A 26003-nucleotide genomic window follows, 5' to 3' on the forward strand; every position below is an offset into this window, starting at 1 on the left:
CAGAGCGCACCGCGCCCCGGCCGCGCGCCCGATGACCCCCGCCTAGGATGAAAGGGTGACCTCGACACCTGCCGGGCCTGCCACGTCCACCCCTCCGAATCCCGTTCGTCGCACGATCGCCATCACCGTCGGCGTGCTCGTCGTCCTGGTGATCGCGTTCTTCGCGTTCGCGGGCCTGTACACCGACTGGCAGTGGTACCGGCAACTCGGTTTCGACGGCGTCCTGGTGACGCAGTGGACCGCCCGTGTGGTCATGTTCCTCGTCGGCTTCGCCGCGATGGCGCTGCCGGTGTTCGCGGCCATCCAGCTCGCCTACCGTCTCCGTCCGGTCTACGCGCGACTCAGCTCGCAGCTCGACCACTACCAGGAGGTCGTCGAACCGCTGCGACGCCTGGCGATGTGGGGCATCCCGGTCTTCTTCGGCTTCTTCGCCGGGTTCGCGGCCTCCGCGCAGTGGGAGACGGTCTGGCTCTGGGCGAACGGCGTCTCCACCGGCCAGAAGGACCCGCAGTTCGGTCTGGACACCGGGTTCTACCTGTTCCAGATGCCGTTCTACAGCGTCGTCCTCGGGTTCGCCTCGGCCGTCCTGCTCATCTGCCTGCTCGTCACCGTCGTCGTCTCCTACCTCTACGGATCGGTGCGCGTCGGCCAGCGCGAGCTGCGCATCTCGAAGGCCGCCCGCATCCAGCTGGCCATCGTCGCGGCGCTCTACCTCGCCGTGCAGGCCGTGAGCCTGTGGCTCGACCAGTACAAGACCCTCACGACGCAGGGCGAGCGCTTCACCGGCGCGAGCTACGTCGACGTCAACGCGGTCATCCCGGGACTTGCGATCCTCTCCGTCGCCGCCGCCATCGTCGCGGCGCTGTTCATCGTCACCGCGATCATCGGCCGCTGGCGCTTCCCGCTCATCGGCACCGCGCTCCTGATCGTCTCCTCGCTCGTGGTGGGCGTCGCCTACCCGTGGGCGGTGAGCCAGTTCCAGGTGGCGCCGAACCTCGAGACCTACGAAGCGCCCTACGTGGAGCGGAACCTCGAGGCGACGAAGTTCGCCTACGGCATCGATGGGCTCGAGAAGACCCCGTACGAGGCGGTCACGACCGCCGAACAGGGGCAGCTCCGCGCGGACGCCGACACCACGGCGTCGATCCGTATCATGGACCCCGCCATCATCGGTCCGACGGTGCGCCAGCTCGAGCAGTACCGCTCGTACTACCAGTTCCAGAACCCGCTCGACGTCGACCGGTACGAGATCGACGGCAAGACGCAGGATGCCGTCGTCTCGGTGCGCGAGCTCAACCTCGACCAGCTGGGCACCGCGCAGTCCTGGTACAACAACACCCTCGTCTACACGCACGGCTACGGTGTCGTCGCGGCCAAGGGCAACGAGCGCACGGACGACGGCAACCCCGTCTTCCTCGAGCGCGGCATCCCGACCGCGGGCGACCTCACGCAGAACGAGGAGTACGAACCGCGCATCTACTTCGGCGAGTCGTCGCCGCCGTACTCGATCGTCGGAGCCCCCGAGGGCAGCGACCCCGTCGAGCTGGACTACCCCCGCGGTGAGGACGGCGCCGACCAGACCCGTACGACGTTCGCTGGCGACGGCGGCCCGAACATCGGCAACCCCTTCAACCGGTTGCTGTACGCGCTGAAGTTCCAGTCGACCGACATCCTCTTCTCCGACGGCATCAACGAGAAGTCGCAGATCCTCTACGACCGCAACCCGCGCGATCGCGTGCAGAAGGTGGCGCCGTACCTCGAGCTCGACAGCGACCCCTACCCGAGCGTCGTCGACGGTCGTGTCGTGTGGATCATCGACGGCTACACCCTCAGCAACAACTACCCGTACTCCTCGATCGTGAGCCTGCGGGATGCGATCTCGGACACGACCAACACGCAGCCGCGCGTCGCGCTCGACGACGTCAACTACATCCGCAACTCGGTGAAGGCGACCGTCGACGCCTACGACGGTTCGGTGACGCTGTACGCGTGGGACGACCAGGACCCGCTGCTGAAGGCGTGGCAGAAGATCTACCCGTCGACGCTGAAGCCGGTGAGCGAGATGTCCGGCGACCTCATGAGCCACGTGCGCTACCCGACGGACCTGTTCAAGGTGCAGCGAGCCATGCTCGGGACCTACCACGTCGACGACGCGCAGTCCTTCATCCGTCGCGACAACGCCTGGCGCACGCCGCAGGACCCGGTGACGCCGGCGAACCTGCAGCCGCCGTACTACCTGACGATGCAGATGCCGGGGCAGGACAAGCCCTCGTTCTCGATGTTCACCTCGTTCATCCCGGCATCCGTCGGCGACGACGAGCGCAACGTGCTGCTCGGCTACCTCGCGGTCGACTCGAACGCGGGATCCGAGGCCGGCAAGAAGGGCGAGGACTACGGCACGCTCCGCATGCTCGAGATCGGGGCGGACGTGTCCGTTCCCGGTCCCGGACAGGTGCAGAACGAGTTCCGCTCGAACGCGAGCGTCGCCCGCGAGGTCAACCTGCTGCAGCAGGGCCAGTCGGACGTCCTGAACGGCAACCTGCTGACCCTGCCCGTCGGCGGCGGCCTGCTGTACGTGCAGCCGGTCTTCGTGCAGGCCTCCAGCGGAACGCAGTTGCCGCAGCTGCGGAAGATCCTGGTCTCCTTCGGCAAGCAGGTCGCCTTCGAGGACACCCTCCAGCAGGCACTCGACAAGCTCTTCGGCGGCGACTCCGGCGCGACCGCGGGCGACGACGGGACGACCCCGACTCCGTCGGCGACACCCGGCGCGACCCCGTCGCCGGAGCCGACGGACGGCACCTCCACGCCGCCGGCCGGTGTCGGCGACGAGACCGCCCGCCTGCTGCAGGAGGCGCGCGAGGTCATGCTCGCCCGCGACGACGCGATGCAGAAGGGCGACTGGGCCGCCTACGGCGAGCAGGACGAGCGGCTCACCAACATCATCGACCGGCTCATCCAGCTCGACGGGGAGTGACCCCGACCGATCGGGTGGTGGCGGCTCAGCGCACGAGCAGCCACCACCAGATCAGCAGCAGCGTGACGAGGAACCCGGCGATCTGGTTCAGCCACAGGAAGCGGTCCCAGCCGCGGGTGGCGGCTGCGGCATCCGCGTCACGGATCGACCGGTACGGCCAGACCGTGACGAGATAGGGGATGGCGACGATCGCGGCCAGCGGTCCCGGCCATTCCGTGGCGAGCATGAGCGCGCCGGCGGCCGCGTAGGCGACGAGCGAGAACCGCACGGTCCACGCGGCGCCGCGCGCCGTGGCGATCGAGGAGATCGCCGCCTCGCGGTCGGCGACGACGTCCTGCACGGCGCCGAACGCGTGCGACGCCACGCCCCAGAGGGCGAACGCGACGATTACGAGGACGAGCTGCGGCGTCCACATCGCGCCGGTGAGGACGAGCGCGTACACCGCGGGCGAGAAGAAGTGGATGCTGCTGGTGATCGAGTCGGCGAACGGCCGCTCCTTCAGCCGGAGCGGCGGCGCGCTGTAGAAGACGACCGCGAGCAGGCTCAGGCCGAGGACGAGCCAGGATGCCGGGGTCCCCGCGATCACGAGGGCGATGACGAACGGGGCGCAGAGCAGCACGGACGCCCAGAGGACGGCGGGGTGCAGCCGCTTGTCGAGGATGGCTCCGTGCGCGCCGCCCTTGCGGGGGTTGCGGAGGTCGGACTCGTAGTCGAACACGTCGTTGATGCCGTACATCGCAACGTTGTACGGGATCAGGAAGAAGATCGTCCCGATCACCAGCACGAGGTCGATCTCGCGTGCGCTGAGCAGGTACGCCGCGGCGAACGGGTACGCCGTGTTGATCCAGCTCACCGGTCGTGAGGAGACGAACAGCTGACGGACGAACAGCGCCGGGCTCATGCGGCATCCCGCTGCGAACGAAGGCGGGGCGCGGGAAGGAGTGCACCGATCGCGGGCAGCAGGAACGCCGCGCAGATCGGATAGGCGAAGTCTTCGATCGGTGCGAGACCGATGCGGATGCCGCTGATGTGCTGCTCGGGATAGGTGAACAGGTCGGCCGCGATCATCAGGTTGTCGAACACCGCGGTGAAGGCGATGAGGACGAGCGCGGTCCACAGGGAGGCCTTCAGGCGCGCCGCAGCACCCGGGCGCCGCGCGGAGACGAGGGTCACGACGACGGTGACGAGCGCGAACGGGACGACGAGGAGCGGATACGTCACGCCGCCTCCCGCCCGGCACGTCGCCGCGCGGCGACGCGCAGGGCGATCGCGTGCACGACGAGCGTCAGGTGACACAGGAAGGCGAGGAAGACCGGTTCCTCGAGCGGGAGGTGCGGGGCGAGGTCCACGCCGAGCAGCAGCGGGCTGTCGCCGCGGACGAAGACGCCGCTCGCGATGCCCGCGATGTCCCAGACGAGCAGGAAGACCGTGCCGCACGCGATGAGCAGCAGCGTCCTCCCGGGGGCGGCACCGAGGGCGAGGCGATGCCGGAGGTCGACGGCGAGCACCCCGAGCGCCGAGACGATCAGGGCGAGGAGGTACAGTCCCGCCACCGCGCTCAGCCCTTCGCGTGCGCCGGGGTGGGCAGCTGCCCCGTGGAGGTGTCGCCGTCGAGCAGTTTGACGACGAGCTCCGCCGAGATGAGGCACATGGGCAGGCCGACGCCGGGGAGCACGGTCTGGCCGGCGTAGAGCAGTCCGTCGACCTTCGAGCGCAGGCCCGGTCGGAACATCGCCGACTGTCGGAGCGTGTGCGCGAGTCCGAGCGCCCCGCCCCGGAACGAGCCGAAGTCCGCGGCGAAGTCGCCGGGCGTGATCGTGCGACGCACCCGGACGCGGTCGGCGAGGTCGGGGACGCCCGTCCAGTCGGCGATCTGCGCGATGACCGCGTCGGCGGCCGCCTCGATCCGGGGGTCGCCGGCGCCGTCCACGCCGCCGCGGCCGAGCTCGGGAGCGGCGGGCATGGGGACGAGGACGAAGAGGTTCTCGTGCCCGGCCGGCGCGACGTCGTCGTCCGTCGCGCTGGGGCGGCAGACGTAGAGCGACGCGGGGTCCGGGATGCCGTCTGCGGCTCCCTCGCCGAAGATCGCGTCGAAGTTCGCCTTCCAGTCCTTCGTGAACAGGAGGGTGTGGTGCTCGAGCTGGGGGAGTTCCCCCTCGACGCCGAGGAGGATGAGCAGCGCGCCGAACGACGGCGTGCGCTTGTCCCACCACGCGTCGCTGCGCGAGCGCAGCTCCGGCTCGAGGAGGACCGTCTCGGTGTGGTGCATGTCCGCCGTCGAGATGACGTGGTCGGCCGCGACGACGGTGCCGTCGGCCAGTCGGATGCCGGTTGCACGGCCCCCCTCGGTGAGGATCCGTTCGACCGGGGTGCCGGTGCGGATCTCGGCGCCTCGGCCTTCGGCCAGGCGCGCGATCGCCCGGATCACCTGCACGAGGCCCCCGCGCGGATAGAGCACGCCGTCGTCGAGATCGAGGTGGCTCATGAGGTGGTACAGGCTCGGCGCGTCGTAGGGCGATCCGCCGAGGAAGACGGCCGGGTAACCCAGCACCTGCTGCAGCACGGGGTCGGAGAACTTCTTCTCGACGTGGGTCGAGAGGGGGCGCAGGAGCAGCGGCAGAAGGGTGCCGAGCTTGCGGAGGACGTCGGGGTGGGCGAGGCCCTTGAGGGACACGTACGGGTCGTACAGGAACCGTGAGACGGCGAGGTCGTAGATCTCGCCCGCCGAGTCCAGGTACGTCGCCAGTTCGGCGCCGGCGCCGGGTTCGCGCGCCTCGAAGGCCGCGACGGCGGCATCCCGCCCCGACACGACGTCGAAGGGCTCCCGCTCGCCCTCGTGGTAGACGCGGTAGGCCGGTTCGAGGCGCACCAGGTCCAGTTGTTCCCGGGCGCTCGTGCCCAGGAGGGCGAAGAAGTGGTCGAACACCTCGGGCATGAGGTACCAGCTCGGGCCGGTGTCGAACCGGAAACCGTCTTTCTCCCAGCTCCCGGCACGCCCGCCGACGTCGTCCAACGCCTCGAAGACGGTCACCCGGTCACCGCGGTCGGCGAGCAGCGCCGCGGTCGCCAGGCCTGTGATGCCGCCACCGATGATCGCGATACGCCGGCTCATTCGGGGGTTCTCCGGTTCTGTCGTGTCGTGCGAGGCGTGAGGGGTCGACGGTGCGCGACGGCCGCGCGGGCGGCGATCGCCGCCTTGACCGGCGTGGGCACGCGGACTCGGACGCTGAGGTCCTCGGTGCGGCGCAGCCGTTCGGTGAGTTCGGCGAAGAGGCCGTGCGCGGTGGCGACGGCGACCCGGCAGTCGGCGGGGAGGAGCGGGATGGTCGCGGCCGCGGCATCCAGGTCCCCGTCGATGCGGGCGAGCACCTCGCGGCGGCGCGTCGCGCCGTCGCCGACACCGAGGTAGTCCCGTCCCAGCCGCCCGGCGTCGTCGGCGTGGTCGCGGAGGAAGTTGATGTCCTGGAACGCCGCGCCGAGCCGACGCGCCCCCGTGACCAGGACGGCATCGGGGTCGCGGGGGACTGCTTCGCCGGCGTTCACGAACACCTGCAGGCACATGAGCCCGACGACCTCCGCCGAGCCGTAGACGTAGTCGTCGTGCGACGCCTCGTCGTGCTCGGCGCGCTCGAGGTCGGTGCGCATCGACGCGAAGAAGGGTTCGATGTGGTGCCGCGCGATGCCGCACTGCCGCGCCGTCCGCGCGAACGCGTGGACGATGAGGTTCGCACTGAAGCCGCGCTCGATCGCGGCGTAGGTCTCGGTTTCGAGTGCGTCGAGCACGTCGCGCTGCTCGCCGAGCGGGACTCCCGCGGCGGAGGCTGCGCCGTCGACGATCTCGTCGGCGACGCGGACGAGGGCGTAGACGTTCCGCACATGCGGCCGGACGCGCGGCCCGAGCAGGCTCGTCGCGAGGCCGAACGACGTGGAGTAGGCGCGGATGACGGATGCCGCGGCGGCGACCGCCGTCTCGTCGTAGAGCGTGTCGGTCATCGGGGGATGCGGTCCTCCACGGCGGCAGCGAGTGCGGCGAGGAGGACGACGGCGTCGCGGGGGAGCGCGGCGTCGGCGGCGAGAGTCCGCGCGGAGCGCAGCGTCTGCGCGATCATCTCGACGGTGCGTTGCCGGGCGCCGCTCGCCGTCAGCTCGCGCTGGGCGTGTTCGATCGCGATCGGGCCGGTGGGGGCCATCGCCAGGGCCGAGGCGATCTGGGGCCAGGCCTCGGTCTCGGCCGCCATCGCGATGAGGGGGGTCCGTTTCGAGGCGCGCAGGTCCGCCCCGGGTTCGCGCCCGGCCTCGGCACGGGTGCCGAAGGTGCCGATCAGGTCGTCGGCCAGCTGGAACGCCACGCCGATGGCGGACCCGGCCGCCTCGAGCGCCGCGCGCTGGTCGTCGTTCGCGCCGGCGAGCAGGGCGCCGGCGGCCAGCGGCGCCTGGAACGAGTAGAAGGCCGTCTTGTCGCGCGCGGTGCGCAGGAGCGTGTCCGTCGGCGGCAGGTCCGCGCCGATGGACTGTTCGACGTCGGCGAGCTCCCCGGCCGCCGAGACGAGGACCGCGTCGTCGAGCAGGACGAACAGGGCCGCACGCTGGGGCGACGTGACGGGTGCCGTCGCGATCAGCCGGGTCGCTTCGAACAGGAGCAGGTCTCCCGCGAGCACCGCCGCCGCCGACCCGAGCAGTCGCGATTCGTCCTCGTCCCCGCCCCGCACGCGCGCGCGTTCGCGGAAGCGGCCGACGACGTTCGGGATGCCGCGCCGCTCGACGTCGCCGTCGATCAGGTCGTCGTGGACGACGAAGGCGGCGTGGAGCAGTTCGAAGGCGGCCGCGACGCGCCACAGGCCGGGGGCGCGGCCGGCATCACCGCCGAACGCCTCGAAGGCGGCGACGACGAGCGCGGGCCGGAGGCGCTTGCCCCCCGTCGCGGAGGCCGCGGTGGCGTCCCCGAGAGCCGCCGATGCCTCGCCGAGCGCCGCCGAGCGCACCCGGAGCCGCTCGAGCGCCACCTCGAGCGCATCGTCGATCTCCCGCCAGACGGCGGGGGGCAGGCCGATCACGAGGCCCTCCGTTGCTCGTGCGGGGCGAACAGCTCGAGCTGCTGCGCCTGCAGCACGAGCCACGGACTGAAGGCCCACGGCGTCGTCGTGAGCGAGGCATCCAGGTCGGCGGGGTCGACCCAGCGGGCCTCGGCGACCTCATCGGGGTTCAGTCGCGGCTCGTCGTCCGTGTAGGCGACGTAGACCGGGCAGATCTCATGCTCGACGATGCCCGAGGCGTCCGTGGCCCGGTACCGGAAGAGCGGGAGGGCGAGGGAGACGTCGCGGAGGGTGAGGCCGACCTCGAACGCCGCCCGACGGTGGACGGCGTCGAGCACGGGTTCGGCGGGGGCGGGGTGTCCGCAGAAGGAGTTCGTCCAGACGCCCGGCCAGGCGGCCTTGCTGAGCGCGCGTCGAGTGACGAGCAGCTGCCCGCGATCGTTGTAGACGTGGCACGAGAAGGCGAGGTGGAGTGCGGTGTCGGTCCCGTGCACGCTGGCCTTCGGAGCCGTGCCGATGTCGCGTCCGTCATCGTCCAGCAGAACGACGTATTCGATGTCCGACACCATTCCTCCGTAGTTTGCTAGATTATCTAGCGATCAATCGACATGGTACAGACCGACCGGAAAGGTGTCCAATGGTGGCGGAACCATGGATTCCGGCCAACGAGCGCGACGTCGTTGTGCTCGGCGCCCTCGAGGCGGTGCGGGCCTTCTCGGACGCCTTGGACCGAATGTACGCCTCGATGCGCGGTGACATGGACATGAACACGACCGACCTCGCGGCCCTCCGCATGCTCATCATCCGCGAGCAGCACGGCGAGGTCGTGAAGCCCCACGATCTCGCGACGCACCTCGCGATCTCGACCGCATCGACGACGAAACTGCTCGACCGGCTGACGGCCGACGGCTACCTGGTCCGCAAGCCCCACCCGCACGACCGACGGTCGCGGATCGTCGCGCTCACCGACGAGGCCCGTGCGACCTTCCGCAAGCACTTCGGGGAACGTCTGCGGCGGATGCGGGAGGCGACCGAACCGTACTCCGACGACGAACTGCGCACGATCGTGCGGTTCCTCGCCGACATGGAGCGGGCGATGCTGCCCGAGTGACGGTTCGATCCGTCGTCCGAACGCGAAGAAGGCGCCCCCTCCGGAGAGGGAACGCCTTCTTCTTCTTGTTGCGGGGACAGGATTTGAACCTGCGACCTCTGGGTTATGAGCCCAGCGAGCTACCGAGCTGCTCCACCCCGCGGCACAAGAGAAAACACTAGCACGGGTTTCGCGGGCACGCGAATCGGTCCGAAGATGCGGCCCGTTGTCGGCAGGATGGGACGCATGGTCCGCCGTGACACCGATGCCTCCGCCGACGCACAGCCCGACGGGCGGGACGAGACCCGCGACGAACGGGCCGACCGCAACTGGAACGAGGTGCTGCAGGAGTTGCGTGTGCTGCAGACGGGCACGCAGATCCTCACCGGCTTCCTCCTCGCCCTCGCGTTCCAGCCCTCCTTCGGCGACCTGGAGTCCTCGCAGCGGCTCGGGTACCTCGTGCTCGTGGTCCTCTCGGCGCTGAGCGCCGTCGTGGCCCTCGCCCCGGTCTCGGTGCACCGCATCCTGTTCGCCCGTCGCGCCAAGCCCGCCATCGTCCGGTTCGGTCATCTCTGCATGATCGGCGCGCTCGTGTTGGTGTCGGCCCTGCTGGTCGGCGTCGTCGCGTTCGTGTTCGACGTCGTCGTGGGCGGTGCGGCATCCTGGGTGGCGGGAGTCGGCCTGGCCGTCGTGATCGCGGCCCTCTGGCTCATCGTCCCGCTCGTCACGCGCCGTCGCTCGGAAGGCACTCCATGACCGTCACCCCGCTCGGCCTCGCGGTCGCGCAGTTCGCGCCGGCCGCCGATGGCGCGGCCAACCTCGACACGATCTCCGACCTCGTCGCGCGCGCCGCCTCGCGCGGGGCGCGGATCGTCCTCTTCCCCGAGTACTCGAGCTACTTCGTCGACCCGTTCGACGCCTCGCTCGCCGCGCACGCGCAGGACCTCGACGGCCCCTTCGTGACGGCGCTCACGGACCTCGCCGCCCGCCACGGCGTCCACATCGTCGCGGGCCTCGTCGAACGGGCCGCGAGCAGCGATCGCGTGCGCAACACCGTCGTCGCCGTGGACGCCGGCGGTGTCGTCGCGCGCTACCGGAAGCTCCACCTCTACGACGCGTTCGGGCAGCGCGAATCGGACTGGGTGGAGCCGGGCGGGATCGAGACACCCGAGACGTTCGAGGTGAACGGCATCCGCTTCGCCCTCATGACCTGCTACGACCTCCGCTTCCCCGAAGTCGCCCGGATCCTCGCCGACACCGGCGCACACGTCGTGCTCGTGGCCGCCGAGTGGGTGCGGGGCCCGCTCAAGGAGGATCACTGGCGGACGCTCCTGCAGGCGCGAGCGATCGAGAACACGCTCTACGTTGCCGGCGCCGATCACCCGCCGCCGCTGGGCGTCGGGCACTCCGTCGTGATCGATCCGCTGGGCGTCCCGGTGGCCTCCATCGGCACCGCCACCGATGTCGCGGTGGCCGCCGTCGACGCCGCGGTGGTCGACCGTGTCCGGCGAGTCAACCCGGCGCTGGCGCTGCGCCGCTACCGCGTCGTGCCGCGGGAGTGAGGTCCCGGACGGGTCTCACCGAGCGGATGCCGCGAGGCGCCGCGCCGCCTCGGCGATGACGTCCGTCCGCTTGCACGCCGCGAACCGCACGAGACTCGCGTAGTCCGCCCGATGGTCCTCGGACACGAAGGCGGTGAGGGGGATGGCGGCAACCCCCACCCGTTCGGGCAGCGTGCGGCAGAACCCGGCCGCATCCTCTCCGGCATCCAGCAGCGGACCGACGTCGGCGACGGTGAAGTACGACCCGGCCGGTGTCGACACGTCGAAGCCGGCGGCGATCAGGCCCTCGCCGAGCAGGTCCCGCCGCTCCCGCTGCGTCGCGGCGAGGTCGTCGAAGTAGGCGTCCGGCAGCCCGAGGCCGACGGCGATCGCGGGTTGGAACGGTGCGCCGTTCACATAGGTCAGATACTGCTTGACCGCGAGGACGGCGTCGACGAGGTCGGCCGGGCCGCTCACCCACCCCACCTTCCATCCGGTCGTGCGGAAGGTCTTGCCGCCCGAGGAGATCGTGAGGGTCCGTTCGGCGGCGCCGGGAAGCGTCGCGATCGGCGTGTGCGTCCCGTCGATCACGAGGTGCTCGTAGACCTCGTCGGTGACGATCAGGGCGTCGTGGTGTGCGGCCAAGCGCACGATCTCGGCGCGCACCTCCGCGGAGAACACCGTTCCGGTCGGGTTGTGCGGGTCGTTGACGAGGATGATCCGGGTCCGCTCGCCGACCGCCGCGCCCAGATCGGCGAGGTCGGGTTCGAGGTCGGGCCAGCGCAGCGGCACGGGGACGAGCCGGGCCCCCGCGAGGGCGATCGCGGCGGCGTAGGAGTCGTAGTAGGGCTCGAAGACGACCACTTCATCGTCCGGTCCCTCCAGCAGGGCCAGGAGGGTCGCCGTCAGCGCCTCGGTCGCTCCCGCCGTGATGAGGATCTGCCGCTCGGGGTCGAGGTCGATGCCGTAGAAGCGGTGCTGGTGATCCGCGACGGCCTCTCGGAGCACCGGCATCCCCCGTCCCGGCGGGTACTGGTTGACGCCGGAACGGATCGCGTCGACGGCGGCGGCGAGCACGTCGGCGGGACCGTCCTCGTCGGGGAAGCCCTGGCCGAGGTTGATCGCGTCGTGGCGGACGGCGGCGGCGGTGATCTCCGCGAAGATCGTCGCCGCGAGCGTCCCGTCGGGGGCGAGGAGGCCGGCGCCGCGGGCTGCGCGTTGCCAGGCACCGGGGATGTGCAGCACCGGCCCAGCGTATCGCCCGGCGCCGGGCGGCTTCCGCGGGCGCGACCCGGGGCGTCATCCACTCCCATAGGCTGATCGGAGGGTCGGCATAGCTGGTCCACAGACTCCGGGAGCACTCTGAAGTCGCCTCGAAGAAGGAGCAGTCCCATGAGCGATTCGAACATCCCCGACCCGAACACGGCCGGTGCCCCCGTGCCGCCGCGTCCGCCGCTGCCCGACTCGGGCGCCGCCGGTCCGTCGGCCGCCGGCCCGCAGGCATCCGGCGCCCCGCACGCGGGCGGCGGTTGGATCTCGCACGGCTCGCAGGGGAGCGGACAGCACGCACCGGGAGCGAGCTTCTCCGATCAGCCGACCGCGCCCCAGCCCGACGCTCACGCGCCCCGTGCGGCCGAGGCCAAGGTCGGCTCCGGCAAGATCGTCGCCGTCCTCGTCGCCGCCGCCATCGTCGGCGCGGTGTCTGGTCTCGGCGGTGCCGCGATCGGCAACGACATGTTCGCTGCGAACAGCAGCACCTCGGTCTCGCGCGGATCGACGACCGTCACGGTCAACGATCCCGACAACGTGAACCAGACGACGGGGATCGCGGCCAAGACCCTGCCGAGCGTCGTGACGATCAGTGCGACGTCGTCGGACGGCGGCGGCACCGGATCGGGCGTGATCCTCAGCTCCGACGGCTACATCGTCACCAACACGCACGTGGTCACCCTCGACGGGGCGAGCTCCGACGCCGCCCTCCGGGTCACCACGTCGGACGGCCGTGTGTACGACGCGAAGATCGTCGGGACCGACCCGATCTACGACCTCGCCGTGATCAAGCTGACGGGGGCGAGCGGGCTGACCCCGATCACCTTCGCCGACTCGAGCAAGCTCAACGTCGGTGACACGACCGTCGCCGTGGGCGCTCCGCTGGGTCTGTCGAACACCGTCACCACCGGTATCGTCAGCGCGCTGAACCGCTCGATCCAGATCGCGTCCTCGGCCGTCCCCGACTCCGGTGAGCAGCAGCAGGACCAGGGCCAGAACGGCGAGTCGCCGTTCCAGTTCGACTTCGGCCAGGGTCAGGAGCGCGGCTCCGGATCCTCGGGCACGATCTCGATCGCCGTCATCCAGACCGACGCGGCCATCAATCCCGGCAACTCCGGCGGTGCGCTCGTCGACGACACCGGCGACCTGATCGGCATCAACGTCGCGATCGCGACGGCGGGCGGCGGCTCGTCCTCCTCGAGCGAGGCTGGATCGATCGGCGTCGGGTTCTCCATCCCGTCGAACATCGTCAAGCGGGTCACGGACGAGATCATCGCGGACGGCTCCGCCAGCCACGGTCTGCTCGGCGCGATGGTCGGCAACGCCGCGGACGCCGAGAACAGCACCGTCGCGGGGGCCCTCATCAGCGACGTCACCTCGGGTGGTGCCGCGGCACAGGCAGGTCTGAAGGCGGGCGACGTCGTCACCGAGTTCAACGGCGTCCCGGTCCGCGACGCGACCGATCTGACCGCCCAGGTCCGCGCGCTGGCGGCGGGCGCGAAGGCCAGTCTCGTCTACGTCCGCGACGGCAAGACGCAGAGCGCCGATGTCACCCTCGGCGAGCTGACCGAGTAGCCCGTCCGAGTCACGACCCCACCCCGCGATAGGCTCGCGGGGTGGGGTCTTTCTCGTTCGCGTCGGGCAATGCCGCCCAGGTGATGAGGCTTCCGCTCCACGTCCTCGGGCTCGTCCTCACCCGTGTCATCCCGCGCTCCCGGGACCTGTGGGTCTTCGGCTCCGCCGTCGGGATCGGCGAGGGCGCCCTCGCGCTGTGGCACGTCGCGGCCGCTGCGGGCGAACGTGCGGTGTGGCTCACCGGGTCGGATGCCGACGCGGATGCCGCGCGCCGAGCGGGCATCCCGTCGGCCCCCAAACGCGGGCTGCGGGGCTTCTGGCTCACGGCGCGCGCTCGTGTCGTGGTCGTCACGCACGGCGCCGGCGACGTGAACCGTTACGCCACGTCCGGGTCCTACCTCGTGCAGCTCTGGCACGGCATCCCGTTGAAGCGACTCGGTCTCGACTCCAAGGTCACGGCGCGCGCCCCCCTGCCGATTCCGGGGCTCGCCCGCATTCTGCGGATCGCCTATCGGCGGACCCAGCGACGCATCCGTCTGCTCCCCGCGGCCTCGCACCTCGTCCGCGGTCGGCTGGAGTCGGCGTTCGGGCTCGGTCACGACCGGGTGCTCGTCACGGGCGAGCCCCGTGTCGACGTGCTCTCGAGCGGGCGCTCCGCCGCCGAGGCCCGGACGGACGTCGAGGCGCTCGTGGGGCCGCTCGGCGGCGCCCGAGTCGTGCTCTACGCGCCGACGTGGCGCGACGGCGAGCCCGATCCGGCCGTGCCGACCTCGAGCGAGTGGCAGACGATCTCGACCGCGCTCGAGCGCGTCGACGCCGTGCTGCTCGTGCGATCGCATCCGCTGGGGGCGGGGGAGTACCGCGCCGGGGCGGCGGGCGACCGCATCCGTCTGCTCGGCTCCGACCTGCTGCCGGACGTGACCCCGGCCCTCCCGGCCCTCGACGTCCTCATCACGGATTACTCGTCGCTCGTCTACGACACGGCGCTCGTGCCGGTACCGGTGGTGTTCTTCGCACCGGACGAGGCCCGCTACGCCGCCGAGCGCGGGTTCTACGGTCGCTACCGGGACGTCGCGGGCGAGGACGTCGCCGTCGACTGGACGGGTGTCATGGCGCAGGTCACGGCGGTGCTGGGCGACGACCGCGAGCGCGAGCGCCGTGTCGCGCGTGCCGAGGCGCTGAGCGCCCAGGTCCACGCCTACCGCGACGGCCGCAACGCCGAGCGCGTCCACGCCGCCATCCGCCGCGGACTGTCGACCACGCGCCGGGGAAGGGGTCGAGGATGATCCGGGTGTCGCTGGTGGCCGGGGACGCGCTGCAGTTCGAGGGTCGCGGCCCCGCTCCTGCCGGGCTCCGTGCCGCGGGGCCTCGAGCCGTCTCCGCGGCGTCGATCTCGGCGACGGACGCCGGCTGGCGCGCCGTCCTCCCGCTGCGGGTGTCGCGGTGGGGAAGGCCCGAGCTCGCGCTGCCCAGCGGCACCTACCGCCTCGAGCTCGACGGTCCCGCGCCGGGCTCGGCGGAGATCGCTCCGCTGGCGCGCACGGTGGCGGAGACTCTCGCCGTCGAGGTCCGGGACGGGCAGGTGATCGTCGGCCCGCCGCTGACCGAGGCCGACGCCGCGCCCGCCGGGCAGGCTGCGCTCGAGCGGGCCTACGCCGACCGATCGGACGACCTCGAGAACGCGGTCTTCTTCGAGAGCTTCTACGGCCGCAACGCCAGCTGCAACCCGCGGGCGATCGACGCCGAGATCGCGCGGATCGCCCCGACCGTCGTCCGCTACTGGAGCGTCGTCGACCGGTCGGTCGAGGTGCCGCCCGGCGCCGTCGCCGTGGTCGAGGGGTCCCCGGAGTGGTGGCGCGCGCGCGGTGCGGCGCGCCTGCTGGTCGTCAACGACTGGCTGCGCCGTCGGTTCGTCCGGCGTCCCGGCCAACGCGTCCTGCAGACCTGGCACGGCACACCGCTGAAGCGGCTCGCCCTCGACCGGCCCGGGTTCGACCCGCGTCGTGCTCTCGCCGTCGTCCGCGAGAGCCGGCGGTGGGACGTGCTGCTCGCGCAGAACCCGTACGCGGCCCGCATCCTCCGCACCGCCTACGCCTTCGGTCGGCGGCCCGTGTGGGTGGAGGGCTATCCCCGCAACGACGTGCTGCTCAGCGGGGATCGTGACGCCGTCCGCCGCGCATTGGGCGTCGGGCCGGACGAGCGCGTCCTCCTCTACGCGCCGACGTGGCGTGACGACCGCGAGCAGATGGTCGACTTCCTCGACCTGCAGAAGCTCGCGCAGGATGCCGGGGCCACCTTCCTCGTGCGAGGCCACTCGCGGACCCTCCTCCCCGGCGCGGATGCGACGGGGCCGCGCGTCGTCGACGTCACCGGGTACCCCGACATCTCGGCGCTCCTCCTGGCGGCCGATGCGCTCATCACGGACTACTCCTCCGTCATGTTCGACTTCACCGCCACCGGCAAACCGGTCCACTTCTTCGTGCCCGACCTGGAGCACTACCGCGGCAGGCTCCGCGGGTTCTACTTCGACCTGGCCGAACGGGCACCGGGGCCGCTCGCGGCGACGCAGGACGAGCTGACGGCGGGACTGAACGATCCGGACGTTCCCCAGCGGTTCGCGGAGCGCTACGCCTCCTGGAGCGCACGGTTCAATGCGCGGGACGACGGCCGCGCCGCCGAGCGTGTCGTCGCGCGCCTCCTCGACCAGGGCATGATCTCGCGCGACTGACGCCTCGCCGCTGCCGTGACGGCTGTCGTCACGGCAGGGGCGTGTTGCGATCCAACCGCGACGTGTCGATCGTGTCCTTCGCCCCCCGCACGAGGCCGACGAGGAAGCCCGCCCCCCAGGAGAGGTGCATGGTGGGCAGGACCACGGCCAGCCAGGCGCGTTCCCGCAACGACCGCCCGGCGACGACGCTGAAGCCGAGGACACCGAGGATGTAGAGCGCGATCGGCAGGTGGACGACCGACAGGACCGCCGAGGCGACACCGCTCACCAGGCCGGTGACCTGCAGCACCGCGATCACGAGGCTCGCCACGACGGCGGCGACCAACGCGGGCGGTGCGAAGAAGCGGAGCGAGTTGAGCCGCCCGAACCGGCGGACGAGCTCACCGCGCCAGGTCCCCGTTGCGACGAACTGCCGCGCCAGGCGCGCCCAGCTCTCGCGCGGCCAGTACGTCACGGCCAGCTGGGGGTCGAACCAGACGCGGTAGCCGGCCCGACGGATGCGGAGGTTGAGTTCCCAGTCCTCGCCGCGGCGGATCGACTCGTCGAACAGTCCGACTTCCTCGAGCACCTCGCGTCGCATGACGCCGAGGTAGGCCGATTCGGCCGGGCCCTCCGGCGCCCCGACGTGATACGCCCCGCCACCGAGGCCGGCGGGGGAGTTGTAGGCGATCGCCACCGCGCGTTGAAACGGGGTGCGCCCGTCGGCGCGCATCACGCCACCGACGTTCGCGGCGCGAGCGCGCTCGAGGGTGGCGAGCGCACGCCGCGTGTACCCCGGGGCGAGTTCGGAGTGCGCGTCGACCCGCACGATCGTGGGATGCCGCGCGGCGCGGATCGCGAGGTTCAGGGCCACCGGGATGTCGGCCTGCGGGTTCTCCACGAGACGGATGCGGGGATCCGCCGCGGCCAGTCGCCCGGCGAGCTCCGTCGTCCCGTCGCTCGAGGGGCCGAGCGCCAGGATGAGCTCCGCGGGTCCGTCGACGTCCTGCTGGAGAACCGTCTGCACCGCGCGCTCGAGGTAGTCCCGTTCGTTCAGCACGGGCATGACGAACGTGACTCCCGATCCGGGCGCCGGCACAGGGGCGTCGACGGTCACGACGCGCCGGGGGTACGGGGGATGAGAGCGTCGAACTGGGCGAGCACCTCGGCGGTGTAGGCCGCGACGTCGAGGGATGCCGGTGCCACGCGCCCGGCGAGAAAGTCCGCCATCCCCGCGGCGAGGGCGGTGTCCTCGCGGTCGACGATGTGCATGTCGTCGCCGGGGAGCGCACCGCGGGCGGATCCGAAGGCGGTCGAGACGATCGGGAGGCCCAGCTGCGCTGCCTCGATGAGGACCATGGGCTGGCCCTCGTAGTCGCTCGAGAGGACGAAGCAGTCGCACCGCCGCATGACGGATGCCGGGTCCCGCAGCGGCCCCGTCAGGATGACGCGTCCGGTGAGCCCCGCGTCGCGGACCTGCTGCTCCAGGTCGCGACGGAGGGGCCCTCCGCCGACGACGAGCAGCTGGGTGTCGGGTTCGGTCGCGGACAGGAGGGCGAAGGCGCGGATCAGGCGCGCGTGGTTCTTCTCGGTCGAGAGCCGTCCGACCGTGACGAACCTGCGGATCCCCGGCACGGCGAGGGCGGCGTCGAGCGTCTCGCCGAGCGCGGCATCCTCCTCCGGCTCCTCGCCTTCCTCGTCGCGCTCGTCGAGCGCGGCCGCGGGCACGATATCGGGCAGGTTCCGCAGGGTGACGAACCGGTCGCCGGGGGCGTACTCCGCCAGCTCGGCGCGGTTGAGGTCGGTGAGGGCGGGCGACACCGAGACGAGCTGGTCGTAGGCCCGGTACATGGCGAACACGCGGCCGAGGGAGCGGCGGAACGGCTGCTTGCCGTTGACCGTGCGGTCGCGATCGGCGGCCATCTCGTTGTGCAGCCAGATGGCGCGGACGGCGCGCGGCGAGTGGAGCATCAGGTGGGCCCAGAACGGACTGTATCCGCTGAAGTCGGCGACCCAGTCGAACGTGGCGGACCCGAAGATGCGCGTCCACTCGTCGCGCCAGAGCGTGCGGTGGCCGAGTCGCCGGTGGGCTCGCAGCGGGTCGGTGCTGACGTCGGCGACGCGCCGCATGATCTGACGGGCCTTCAGCCCGTTCATGCCGCCGACGCGGAAGACCTGCCGGATGCCCGGGTCGAGCCGCGACTGGTTGTGCGTGGTCGTCGCGCCGCGCGGGAACGCCATGAGCGCCGTCACGTCGTACTTCTCGGTGTCGAGCGAGTTCAGCAGGTTGACGGCTGCGGTCGTGATGCCGTTCAGACGCATGCCGCCGAGGTAGAAAAGCAGGCGCGGACGCTCGTCGCGGCGCACGGGGCGGACCCGGCGCTCGGCGGTGCGGCCCCGGAACACGACGTCGATGACCCTGGACGTGGCTCCGCCGTCCTCGTGGGGTACGAAGCGGCGGGCCCAGTCCGCGTACCGCGGGTGCGCTGGAGCACTGGGGGCCAGGAGCGCGGCCAGGTCGCGCCCGAGCGCCTCGGGGTCGGTGTGCACCGGACCGGGCAGCTCGTCGAGCGGCATGTAGGTGCCGCGCTCGGCGCCGTAGGCGTCGCCGTCGGGCACGAGGAAGCCGATCGGCCGATCGGTCGCGAGGTAGTCGAAGAAGATCGACGAGTAATCGGTCACGAGGGCGTCCGCGAGACCGAGGAGCACGTTGGTCGGCGTCGTGTTGGGAACGAGCAGGCGGCGCAGTGCCGGGATGCCGCTGGCCGCGCGGTGGACCACCTGGTGGGTCTTGAGGAGGACGACGACGTCGTCGCCGAGCTGTCGCTGCAGGCCCGCCGCCTGGTCGGCGAGATGGGCGAGGTCGGCGTCCGGCGCCTGGAACGAACTGCCTCGCCACGTCGGTGCGAACAGGACGATGCGCCGGCCTGTGAGCTCGATGCCCAGACGGCTCCCCAGGTCGGCGATCCGAGCGACGCGTTCCGCCTCGGGCATCCGCTGACGGTCGATGCGGGGGTAGCCCTCTTCGATGATCGCGCCCCGGTAGACGTTGCGCAGCTGATAGGCGTCCTCGTACATGGTCTCGGCCATGAAGGGGTTCGCCGCGAGGAGGTAGTCGGCGTTCAGCAGGTTCCGCAGGGTGTTGGCGGACTCCCGTGCGCCGCCCGGCATGTCGAAGCCCATCAGCTTCAGCGGAGTGCCGTGCCAGGTATTCAGGTAGACCTGTCCCACCCGCTTGCTGAATGCCGTCGGGAAGGTCGCGTTGTTGATGAGGTACCCCGCGGTCGACACCGCACGCCAATAGGCGCCGCTGCCCCGGGAGACGATCTCGACCCGCCGGTCGCCGGCGAACTCCGCGCGGAGGGCGGCTGCGGCATCCGCGTCACTGATCGCCCAGATGTGCGTCAGGTCGGCGAACTCGGGATCGGCGAGGAGGGCCCGGAAGATCGCCTCGGGATTGCAGAGCGCACCGTTGCCCGCGAAGGACTCGTAGAGGACCGTCCGATGCCGGATCGGCCGCGACCGGGACCAGGCGATGAGTTCGGAGGTCGGCACGCGCTTGGCGCGGGTGAGGGCGGAGCGGATGGCACGGGTGACGGCGGGCGGAAGGGGCGAACGCATGAGGGGTGCTGTGCTCTCGTCGACGGCAGGTCAGGGCGCGACTTCTCCGGCCCGGCGACGCGCTCGCGCCGCAACTGCTCGGTGAACGCGTCGCGCCGCCTTGTGCATTCTAGCTTCGACCGCCTCGTAGAACCCCCAGGCGACCAGGAGGCTGAGGGGGATGCCGACAAGACCGACGAGCCCCCAGGCCTCGGATCCGAACGCGAAGGCGAGGGTGGCGAGCACCGGCACGTGGACGAGGTAGAGGCTGAAGGAGATCTTGCCGAGCCACTGGATCGGGCGTGTCTCGAAGAGCCGGATCGCCGGCCCCCACGCGAGCGCGACCAGCACGATGCCGGCGGCACCCGGTGCGGCCAACGCCCACAGCAGGTGATTGAGGTCGGTGCCGCTGGGGAAGATCGGGCGCGCCAGCCAGCTGCCGATGAGCATGAGGGCGCTCACCAGGGTGAACAGCGGCATGAACCAGCGCGGGCGGGGGCGTTCCACCCAGGCGAGCAGGTCCGGCATCCGCGCAGCCATGATCGTCCCGATCACGAAGACGGGGAAGTAGAGCAGTTCGCTCTGCTCGAAGAGGCGCCCGACGACGCTCAGGGCGCAGCAGACGATGACCGCCGCGAGCGCGTGCCGCCGCACGAGCAGAGCCAGAGCCGTCGCCAGCGGCAGGACGATCGAGTAGAGCAGTTCCCAGTGGAGCGACCACAACGGGTTGTTGAGGGGATACTGACGCGGAACGAGCGATGCCTGCGCCAGGAACGATCCCGCCGACACGCTGTCCGCGTGCGTCTCCGCCATCCAGGACCCCGGCGGCATACGCGACGGGTCGCGGGGGACCAGGAGGATCAGGATCGCGCTCAGGGCCAGCGAGGCGATGACGGGTCCGTAGAGGCGGACGACGCGGGCCGAGAGGAAACCCATCCAGGAGAAGTTCTCCTTGAAGACCGGCAGGACCACCACGAGTCCCGAGAGCACGAAGAAGACGAGGACCGCTTCGTTGCCGGCCGTGAGGAGTTTGACGGGGGACTGGGAGATGACCGCCCAGCTGACGGTTCCCTCCAGCAGCGGCTCCGCGATCAGCAGCCAGTGGTGCAGGAGCACGACGAGGGCGGCCACTCCGCGAAGTCCGTCCAGGCTCTGGATCCGGCCGGACGGCTGCTGCGAGGGAGTCGTGACCACTCGACAACGCTAGTCAGTCCGCGCGCCACCTCCACACCACTTGCGCGCGCCGGGCCGGGTGTGCAGCCCCGCGACGGTCAGCTGCCGACGCCGGTGGCGGCCAGGACGCCGACGACGAGGGATGCCGCCGCGAGCAGCAGGGCGACGCCGATGAGGACGGCGTGCACGACGAGGAACCGGGTCGGTCGGCCCTGCGCGTCCCGCGCCCGTGTGTCGCGAGAGACGCGACGGAAGAACGTCGGCCACACGAGCACGTTGAACAGGGCGTTGGCGATCAGAAGGGCCACGAGGGTGGGGAGCACGCGGCCACGCTACCCGCTGAGGGCAGGGTCGTCGCCGTGTCGCTTCCTGCGGGATCGCGGCAGCCGACGCGGAGCGACGGCCGTGAGCTCCGCCGGGAACTCGAGCGGCGGCGGACCGAAGGCGCGCCGGGCTCCGACGATGACCCGTCGGCCGAGGATGTGGTTGCCGCCGCCGCCGATGACCGCACCGATGCCGAAGGGGAGTGCCCGCCCGAGGAGGGACGCGCTGCCCTGGGCGGCGAATCGACGGAGGAAGGCGCCCTTGAGGCGGTCGATGAGGGGACCGACCATCGCTCGCGGCAGCGACGTCGTGATCATCTGGCCCCAGTACGCATCGCGGGCCGGGCCGGTGCCGCTCACCTGGCGGGCGAATTGGCTCACCAAGTCGACACCCTCGCGACCCACCATGAGGGTCAGCACGAGTGCACGGGCTCGGTCGGGATCGTTGACGCGGATTCCGTGCACCTCCGCCAGGGACTGTGCGAACAGGGCTGTCGCCTCGAGGAATCCGACGGTCTCGGCACCGCTGAGCGCGAGCGTCACGCCCGTGCCGATGCCGGGCACGACGGCGGTGGCGCCAACGGCGGCACCGCCGGTCGTGACGGTGGCGAGGTAACGACGCTCGAGGATCCGGCCCATCTCGGCCGGGGTCGCTTCGGGATGCCGCGCGCGGATCGTCCGCAGGTGCGCGAGGACGGCTGGCCGCTGCACCGCGAGCACGCGGTCGAGCAGTCGGATCATCCACGGGTGCTCGGGGGAACCCTCCGGGGGGAGCCCGCCCGCCCAGGGCGCCCCGTCCGGAAGGGAGTGGATGCGGGGGACGTCACTCATGGTGGATCTCACGATGCGCCGGGACGCATCGTCCGCTGCCTCAGACGTAGAGGTTCGCCCGATCGAGGTCTTCCGCGAAGTCGACCTCGACGGCGTACAGGTCGGAGATGTCGAGGGGCCGCAGCTTCAGGCCGTTCTCGGCGATCGCGAGCTCGAGACCCCGCTCGAAGTAGTCCTGGTTGTCGACGTGGCCCAGCTGAGCGATGAGCGCCGGCTTGTCGGCGCGCGAGATGTAGTTGATCCCGACCGCTTCGCCGAGGCCGCCGACGACGGTCTTCGACAGCTCGGCGATGTTGCCGTCCGCGTCGACGGTGTACTTGACCTCTTCGTCGCTGACCTTCGAGGTGTTCACCGTCACGAAGGACTGGTCCGCCTCGATGAGCGCCAGGGCCCGGCCGAGCACACGCGGATCGAACACGACGTCGCCGTTCATCCAGAGGACACCGGACTTGCCCGTCGCCTTGAGGGCACGCAGCAGGCTCTTGGACGTGTTGGTCTGGTCGTAGCGGTCGTTGTAGACGTAGTCGACGTCGGGGAAGGCCTCGACGATGGTCTCGGCACGGTAGCCGACCACCGTGGTGATGTGGGCCTTGGGCCCGAATGCCGCGCGGATGTTGTCGTGCTGCTGCCCCATGATGCTGCGGCCGTCGCTCAGCGCGGTCAGCGGCTTGGGCAGGCTGCGGCCGAGGCGCGAGCCCATGCCGGCTGCGAGGATGACGATCTTGGTCACGGGGTGCTCCTGACGATGTGGTCACTGTCCGTACATCGGAAAGACACATCTTCGTGCCGCCCTCGATGCTATCGGTGTCACCTGAAAAGGGCCCGTATCCTGGCCCGACGTTGTGCATTCGTGATAGTGCGACCCCCTGTGGCGTGCGCCGGAAGTCGCACCGGTCGGGCTTGCTAAGTTTGAGGGGTGACGCCTCCCAAGACACGACCGCCCCGCAAGAAGGCTCCCGTGTCCGGCGCCGACAACCCGGTTCCGCCGCCTCCGCCCGTACCCGTCGACGAGGTCGCGCAGGCCCTGCCGCCCAAGCCCGAGGTGCCGGCCGCCCTCGCCGCTGCGCGGTTTGAGGAGGCCTCTCGCGACCCGGGTGAGGACCCCGCCGACCAGGACGACGCGACGTCGGAGCCGGTGTCGGAGCAGGAGGTGCTGCCCGAGGCCGAACCCGAGGCTCAGCCCGAGCCCGAGGCTGACGGCGAGCCCGACGGCGAATACGAGTCTCCAGCCGAAACCGAGCACGTCTCCGCATCCGAACCTGAACCCGAGGTCGCACCCTCGGCCGGCGTCGAAACCGAGCCCGAGACCGAGCCCGAGACCGAACCCGAGATCGAATCCGAGCCCGACGTGGAAGCCGAGCCGGAGACCGTCCTCGAGCTCGAAACCGAGCCCGTGATGGAGCCCGAGGTTGAACCCGAGGTCGAGCCCGCGCCGGAGACCGAGCCGGTCCCGGCTGACGAGACCGCGACGGACGACGACACGGCGACCGACGCCGGCGCGCTCGAGACGGCGACGGCCGTCCTCGACCTCGACGGCGCCGAGGCGGGCCTCGACGCATCCGATCCCGCCCCGGCACTGCGACTGGAGAAGGTCTCGAAGTCGTTCGGTCGGACGCGGGCCGTCGACGCCGTCGACCTCGAGATCCCCGCCGGCACCTTCTACGGGCTGGTCGGGCCCAACGGTGCGGGGAAGACGACGACGCTGTCGATGATCGCCGGTCTGCTGCGGCCCGATGCCGGGACGATCGTCGTCGGCGGGGTCGACCTGCAGCGGGATCCCCGCGCGGCGAAGGCGCTGATGGGGGTCCTGCCCGACCGGCTGCGCACGTTCGACCGCCTCACCGGGCGGCAGTTGCTGCACTACTACGGCGTCCTGCGCGGGCTCCGCCCGGCCGTCGTCGCCGAGCGGACGGAAGACCTTGCCCGCGCCTTCGACCTGACCGCGGCGCTCGTGCGGCCGGTGTCGGACTACTCGGCGGGCATGACGAAGAAGATCATGCTCGCGGGCGCGATGATCCATGCTCCCCGCCTGCTCGTGCTGGACGAACCCTTCGAGGCGGTCGACCCCGTCTCGAGCGAGGTGATTCTCGAGATCCTCACGGCATACGTGGCGCGCGGTGGCACCGTCATCCTCTCGAGCCATGGCATGGAGCTCGTCGAGCGCGTCTGCGACGGCGTCGCCGTGATCGTCGCCGGCCAGGTGCTGGCCCATGGATCCGTCGACGAGGTCCGCGGCGATCACACCCTCGCGGAGCGCTTCGTCCAGCTGTCCGGCGGACTCAGCGACGTGGAAGGCCTCGAGTGGTTGCACACGTACTCCGACTGAGGCTCGCGCTGCTCGCGGGTTCGCTGAACGCCCGCCCCGGCGTGCTCGTCCGCCGCCTGGCCGCCTTCGGGATCCTGGCGGTCGCCGTGGCGGCGGTCTGCGTCGCGCTCGTCCGGCTCGACCGCGTTCCGGATGCGGATGCCGCGACGCTCGTCGTCGTGGGCGGATCGCTCATCGTCGGCGGCTTCCTCCTCGTACCGCTCTTCACGGGGGCCGACGATCCTCTCGACCCTCGGCGGTTCGTCGTGACGGGCGTCGAGCCTCGGATCGTCGCGTGGTCGGTGGTGGCGGCATCCCCCTTCGGACTGCCGGGACTGGTCACGATCGCGGTTGCGGTCGCGATGTCGGTGGCGTGGATCGGTCACGGGGCGTCACCCGCCCTCGCCGTCCTGGCCGCGGTGCTGTTCGTCGCCACGAACGTCCTCGCCGCGCGGTGCGCGATGGCCGTCTCCGTCCTCGCCCTCCGCGAGCGCAGGTCGCCGCAGCTCACGGGCCTGATGGTCACAGCGGCCGCGATCGTCGTCATCCCCGTGGCCGTGTTCGCCTTCTCGCTCGAGTGGTCCGGGGGTCTGCCCTCGCAGCTCGCTGAGGCGGCGCAGGTGCTGGGCGCGACGCCTCTCGGGGCAGCCGTCGCCATCCCGCTGCGCACCGGCGGCGACCTCGTCGTCTCGGTCCTCGTGGCCTTCGTGACCGTGCTCGCGCTGGCGGGTGCGTGGCGGCTGCTCGTCCAGATCATGATGAGCGCGACGGAGCGCGAGGTACCGGTGCGCGAGCGTCGCGGACTCGGCTGGTTCGCCGTCATGCCCGGCACCCCCGGCGGCGCGATCGCCGCGCGCAGCATCGTGTACTGGTCGGGCGACCCTCGGCACCTCGCCAACGTCGTGGTCGTTCCCATCGCCTCCGTCCTCATCGTGCTGCCGCTCCTGGTGGTGGGCGTGCCGTTGTCGACCGTCGTGCTGATCCCGCCGCCGATCCTCGCGCTGTTCCTCGGCTGGCTCGTGCACAACGACCTCGCGTACGACTCGACCGGGATCTGGCTGCACATCTCCGCCGGTGTCCGCGGCGTCGCCGACCGGGTGGGGCGCCTCGTCCCCGTTCTGCTCCTCGGGGTGCCGCTCCTGGCGCTCGCCATCACCCTCTCGATCTGGGTCCACGGGCGGTGGGTGGTGCTCCCGGCCCTCGTCGGAGTCTGCGTCTCGCTCTTCGCGACGGGTCTCGGCCTCAGCTCTGTGGCGTCTGCGGCCGCGCCCTACGCGGTCTCCCGTCCCGGAGAAGGACCGTTCGAGCAGCCGCAGCGCACGGGCGGGTCGGTCGCTCAGGCGGCGGTCCTGTTCGGGGCGATCATCCTCTCCGTCCCCGCGCTGTGGTCGGGCTGGCTCGCGCTCGGCGGCGACGAGGGCGCCGCATGGACGTCCTTCTGGGCCGGCATGGGTGTGGGGGTGACGGTCTTGGCGGTTGGGATCGCCGTCGGCGGGGCGGTCTTCGAGCGCCGCACGAGCCGCCTCATGGAGTTCGTCGAAACGCACTGACCCCCGTCCACGAGGGTCCCGCCGGCAGTACA

Annotated in this window: 23 protein-coding genes and 1 tRNA gene; 9 read left to right on the top strand and 15 right to left on the bottom strand. The window is 71.2% G+C overall.

What is annotated here, in order from left to right:
* Positions 1–55: 55 nt before the first annotated feature.
* Entirely contained in the window at positions 56–2974 is a 2919-nt protein-coding gene (locus NH287_RS01340) for a UPF0182 family protein (protein WP_253034175.1), read from the top strand.
* 25 nt (positions 2975–2999) lie between these two features.
* On the opposite strand, the gene NH287_RS01345 is transcribed toward NH287_RS01340, so the two are convergent.
* Genes NH287_RS01345 through idi form a run of 7 tightly spaced genes read right to left on the bottom strand, consistent with a single transcriptional unit; the run spans position 3000 to position 8573 of the window.
* A complete protein-coding gene (locus tag NH287_RS01345) occupies positions 3000–3875 on the bottom strand; it encodes a prenyltransferase (RefSeq protein WP_253034176.1) in 876 nt (291 codons plus the stop codon).
* A complete protein-coding gene (locus NH287_RS01350; protein WP_253034177.1) occupies positions 3872–4195 on the bottom strand; it encodes a lycopene cyclase domain-containing protein in 324 nt (107 codons plus the stop codon). The genes NH287_RS01345 and NH287_RS01350 overlap by 4 nt, the downstream gene beginning before the upstream one ends.
* Positions 4192–4527: a lycopene cyclase domain-containing protein gene (locus NH287_RS01355; protein ID WP_253034178.1), complete on the bottom strand. Its 336-nt coding sequence runs from the start codon at positions 4525–4527 to the stop codon at positions 4192–4194. Before NH287_RS01355 ends, NH287_RS01350 begins: the two co-directional genes overlap by 4 nt.
* 5 nt (positions 4528–4532) lie before the next feature.
* Entirely contained in the window at positions 4533–6086 is a 1554-nt protein-coding gene (crtI, locus tag NH287_RS01360; RefSeq protein ID WP_253034179.1) for a phytoene desaturase family protein, read from the bottom strand.
* Positions 6083–6967 carry a phytoene/squalene synthase family protein gene (locus NH287_RS01365; RefSeq protein ID WP_253034180.1) on the bottom strand — a complete coding sequence of 295 codons (885 nt, stop codon included), beginning with the start codon at positions 6965–6967 and terminating at the stop codon, positions 6083–6085. The genes crtI and NH287_RS01365 overlap by 4 nt, the downstream gene beginning before the upstream one ends.
* On the bottom strand, positions 6964–8028 hold the full coding sequence (locus NH287_RS01370; protein ID WP_253034181.1) for a polyprenyl synthetase family protein: 1065 nt from the start codon (positions 8026–8028) through the stop codon (positions 6964–6966). Before NH287_RS01370 ends, NH287_RS01365 begins: the two co-directional genes overlap by 4 nt.
* Complete coding sequence (gene idi, locus NH287_RS01375; RefSeq protein ID WP_064001841.1) at positions 8025–8573, bottom strand: isopentenyl-diphosphate Delta-isomerase; 549 nt, start codon at positions 8571–8573, stop codon at positions 8025–8027. Before idi ends, NH287_RS01370 begins: the two co-directional genes overlap by 4 nt.
* Before the next feature lie 71 nt (positions 8574–8644).
* On the opposite strand from idi, the gene NH287_RS01380 reads away from it, so the two are divergent.
* On the top strand, positions 8645–9118 hold the full coding sequence (locus tag NH287_RS01380) for a MarR family winged helix-turn-helix transcriptional regulator (RefSeq protein ID WP_064001842.1): 474 nt from the start codon (positions 8645–8647) through the stop codon (positions 9116–9118).
* Between the two features lie 68 nt (positions 9119–9186).
* On the opposite strand, the gene NH287_RS01385 is transcribed toward NH287_RS01380, so the two are convergent.
* Positions 9187–9260, bottom strand: a tRNA-Met gene (locus NH287_RS01385).
* Positions 9261–9343: 83 nt separating this feature from the next.
* Between NH287_RS01385 and NH287_RS01390 the strand changes: the two genes are divergently transcribed.
* Together NH287_RS01390 and NH287_RS01395 are read left to right on the top strand one after the other, a co-directional pair.
* Positions 9344–9853 (top strand): DUF6328 family protein, encoded by a 510-nt coding sequence (locus NH287_RS01390; RefSeq protein WP_253034182.1) that lies wholly within the window; start codon positions 9344–9346, stop codon positions 9851–9853.
* A complete protein-coding gene (locus tag NH287_RS01395; protein ID WP_253034183.1) occupies positions 9850–10659 on the top strand; it encodes a carbon-nitrogen hydrolase family protein in 810 nt (269 codons plus the stop codon). Before NH287_RS01390 ends, NH287_RS01395 begins: the two co-directional genes overlap by 4 nt.
* Before the next feature lie 15 nt (positions 10660–10674).
* Here NH287_RS01395 and NH287_RS01400 read toward each other — a convergent pair whose 3' ends face one another.
* Positions 10675–11883, bottom strand: a complete 1209-nt coding sequence (locus NH287_RS01400; RefSeq protein ID WP_253034184.1) for an aminotransferase class I/II-fold pyridoxal phosphate-dependent enzyme — start codon at positions 11881–11883, stop codon at positions 10675–10677.
* A 147-nt stretch (positions 11884–12030) separates the two neighbouring features.
* Here NH287_RS01400 and NH287_RS01405 point away from each other — a divergent pair, with 147 nt between their 5' ends.
* Genes NH287_RS01405 through NH287_RS01415 form a run of 3 tightly spaced genes read left to right on the top strand, consistent with a single transcriptional unit; the run spans position 12031 to position 16210 of the window.
* Positions 12031–13482, top strand: coding sequence for a S1C family serine protease (locus NH287_RS01405; protein WP_253034185.1), 1452 nt, complete (start codon positions 12031–12033; stop codon positions 13480–13482).
* A 41-nt stretch (positions 13483–13523) separates the two neighbouring features.
* Positions 13524–14768, top strand: coding sequence for a CDP-glycerol glycerophosphotransferase family protein (locus NH287_RS01410; RefSeq protein ID WP_253034186.1), 1245 nt, complete (start codon positions 13524–13526; stop codon positions 14766–14768).
* Positions 14765–16210, top strand: a complete 1446-nt coding sequence (locus NH287_RS01415; RefSeq protein ID WP_253034187.1) for a CDP-glycerol glycerophosphotransferase family protein — start codon at positions 14765–14767, stop codon at positions 16208–16210. Before NH287_RS01410 ends, NH287_RS01415 begins: the two co-directional genes overlap by 4 nt.
* A 28-nt stretch (positions 16211–16238) precedes the next feature.
* Here NH287_RS01415 and NH287_RS01420 read toward each other — a convergent pair whose 3' ends face one another.
* The 6 genes from NH287_RS01420 to NH287_RS01445 form a co-directional block, all read right to left on the bottom strand.
* Positions 16239–17306 (bottom strand): glycosyltransferase family 2 protein, encoded by a 1068-nt coding sequence (locus tag NH287_RS01420; RefSeq protein ID WP_253034188.1) that lies wholly within the window; start codon positions 17304–17306, stop codon positions 16239–16241.
* A complete protein-coding gene (locus NH287_RS01425) occupies positions 17303–19810 on the bottom strand; it encodes a glycosyltransferase (protein WP_253034189.1) in 2508 nt (835 codons plus the stop codon). The genes NH287_RS01420 and NH287_RS01425 overlap by 4 nt, the downstream gene beginning before the upstream one ends.
* 30 nt (positions 19811–19840) lie before the next feature.
* Positions 19841–20983 (bottom strand): acyltransferase, encoded by a 1143-nt coding sequence (locus NH287_RS01430; protein ID WP_253034190.1) that lies wholly within the window; start codon positions 20981–20983, stop codon positions 19841–19843.
* 77 nt (positions 20984–21060) lie between these two features.
* Complete coding sequence (locus NH287_RS01435; RefSeq protein ID WP_253034191.1) at positions 21061–21285, bottom strand: SCO4848 family membrane protein; 225 nt, start codon at positions 21283–21285, stop codon at positions 21061–21063.
* A gap of 9 nt (positions 21286–21294) precedes the next feature.
* Complete coding sequence (locus NH287_RS01440; RefSeq protein ID WP_253034192.1) at positions 21295–22116, bottom strand: hypothetical protein; 822 nt, start codon at positions 22114–22116, stop codon at positions 21295–21297.
* 40 nt (positions 22117–22156) lie between these two features.
* Positions 22157–22846 (bottom strand): NTP transferase domain-containing protein, encoded by a 690-nt coding sequence (locus tag NH287_RS01445; protein ID WP_082886078.1) that lies wholly within the window; start codon positions 22844–22846, stop codon positions 22157–22159.
* Between the two features lie 228 nt (positions 22847–23074).
* Here NH287_RS01445 and NH287_RS01450 point away from each other — a divergent pair, with 228 nt between their 5' ends.
* Both NH287_RS01450 and NH287_RS01455 read left to right on the top strand, forming a co-directional pair.
* Entirely contained in the window at positions 23075–24442 is a 1368-nt protein-coding gene (locus NH287_RS01450) for an ATP-binding cassette domain-containing protein (protein WP_253034193.1), read from the top strand.
* Positions 24418–25971, top strand: coding sequence for a hypothetical protein (locus NH287_RS01455; protein WP_253034194.1), 1554 nt, complete (start codon positions 24418–24420; stop codon positions 25969–25971). Before NH287_RS01450 ends, NH287_RS01455 begins: the two co-directional genes overlap by 25 nt.
* Positions 25972–26003 lie beyond the last annotated feature (32 nt).

Source organism: Microbacterium sp. CnD16-F (genome assembly GCF_024124465.1).
GTDB classification, from domain to species: Bacteria; Actinomycetota; Actinomycetes; order Actinomycetales; family Microbacteriaceae; genus Microbacterium; species Microbacterium gawkjiense.

What these genes read in the sequence shown, in the direction of transcription:
- NH287_RS01345 (WP_253034176.1), bottom strand. Translation starts at nt 3,875, where the DNA reads ATGAGCCCGGCGCTGTTCGTCCGTCAGCTGTTCGTCTCCTCACGACCG.
- crtI (WP_253034179.1), bottom strand. Translation starts at nt 6,086, where the DNA reads ATGAGCCGGCGTATCGCGATCATCGGTGGCGGCATCACAGGCCTGGCG.
- NH287_RS01365 (WP_253034180.1), bottom strand. Translation starts at nt 6,967, where the DNA reads ATGACCGACACGCTCTACGACGAGACGGCGGTCGCCGCCGCGGCATCC.
- NH287_RS01380 (WP_064001842.1), top strand. Translation starts at nt 8,645, where the DNA reads ATGGTGGCGGAACCATGGATTCCGGCCAACGAGCGCGACGTCGTTGTG.
- NH287_RS01390 (WP_253034182.1), top strand. Translation starts at nt 9,344, where the DNA reads ATGGTCCGCCGTGACACCGATGCCTCCGCCGACGCACAGCCCGACGGG.
- NH287_RS01395 (WP_253034183.1), top strand. Translation starts at nt 9,850, where the DNA reads ATGACCGTCACCCCGCTCGGCCTCGCGGTCGCGCAGTTCGCGCCGGCC.
- NH287_RS01405 (WP_253034185.1), top strand. Translation starts at nt 12,031, where the DNA reads ATGAGCGATTCGAACATCCCCGACCCGAACACGGCCGGTGCCCCCGTG.
- NH287_RS01415 (WP_253034187.1), top strand. Translation starts at nt 14,765, where the DNA reads ATGATCCGGGTGTCGCTGGTGGCCGGGGACGCGCTGCAGTTCGAGGGT.
- NH287_RS01425 (WP_253034189.1), bottom strand. Translation starts at nt 19,810, where the DNA reads ATGCGTTCGCCCCTTCCGCCCGCCGTCACCCGTGCCATCCGCTCCGCC.
- NH287_RS01440 (WP_253034192.1), bottom strand. Translation starts at nt 22,116, where the DNA reads ATGAGTGACGTCCCCCGCATCCACTCCCTTCCGGACGGGGCGCCCTGG.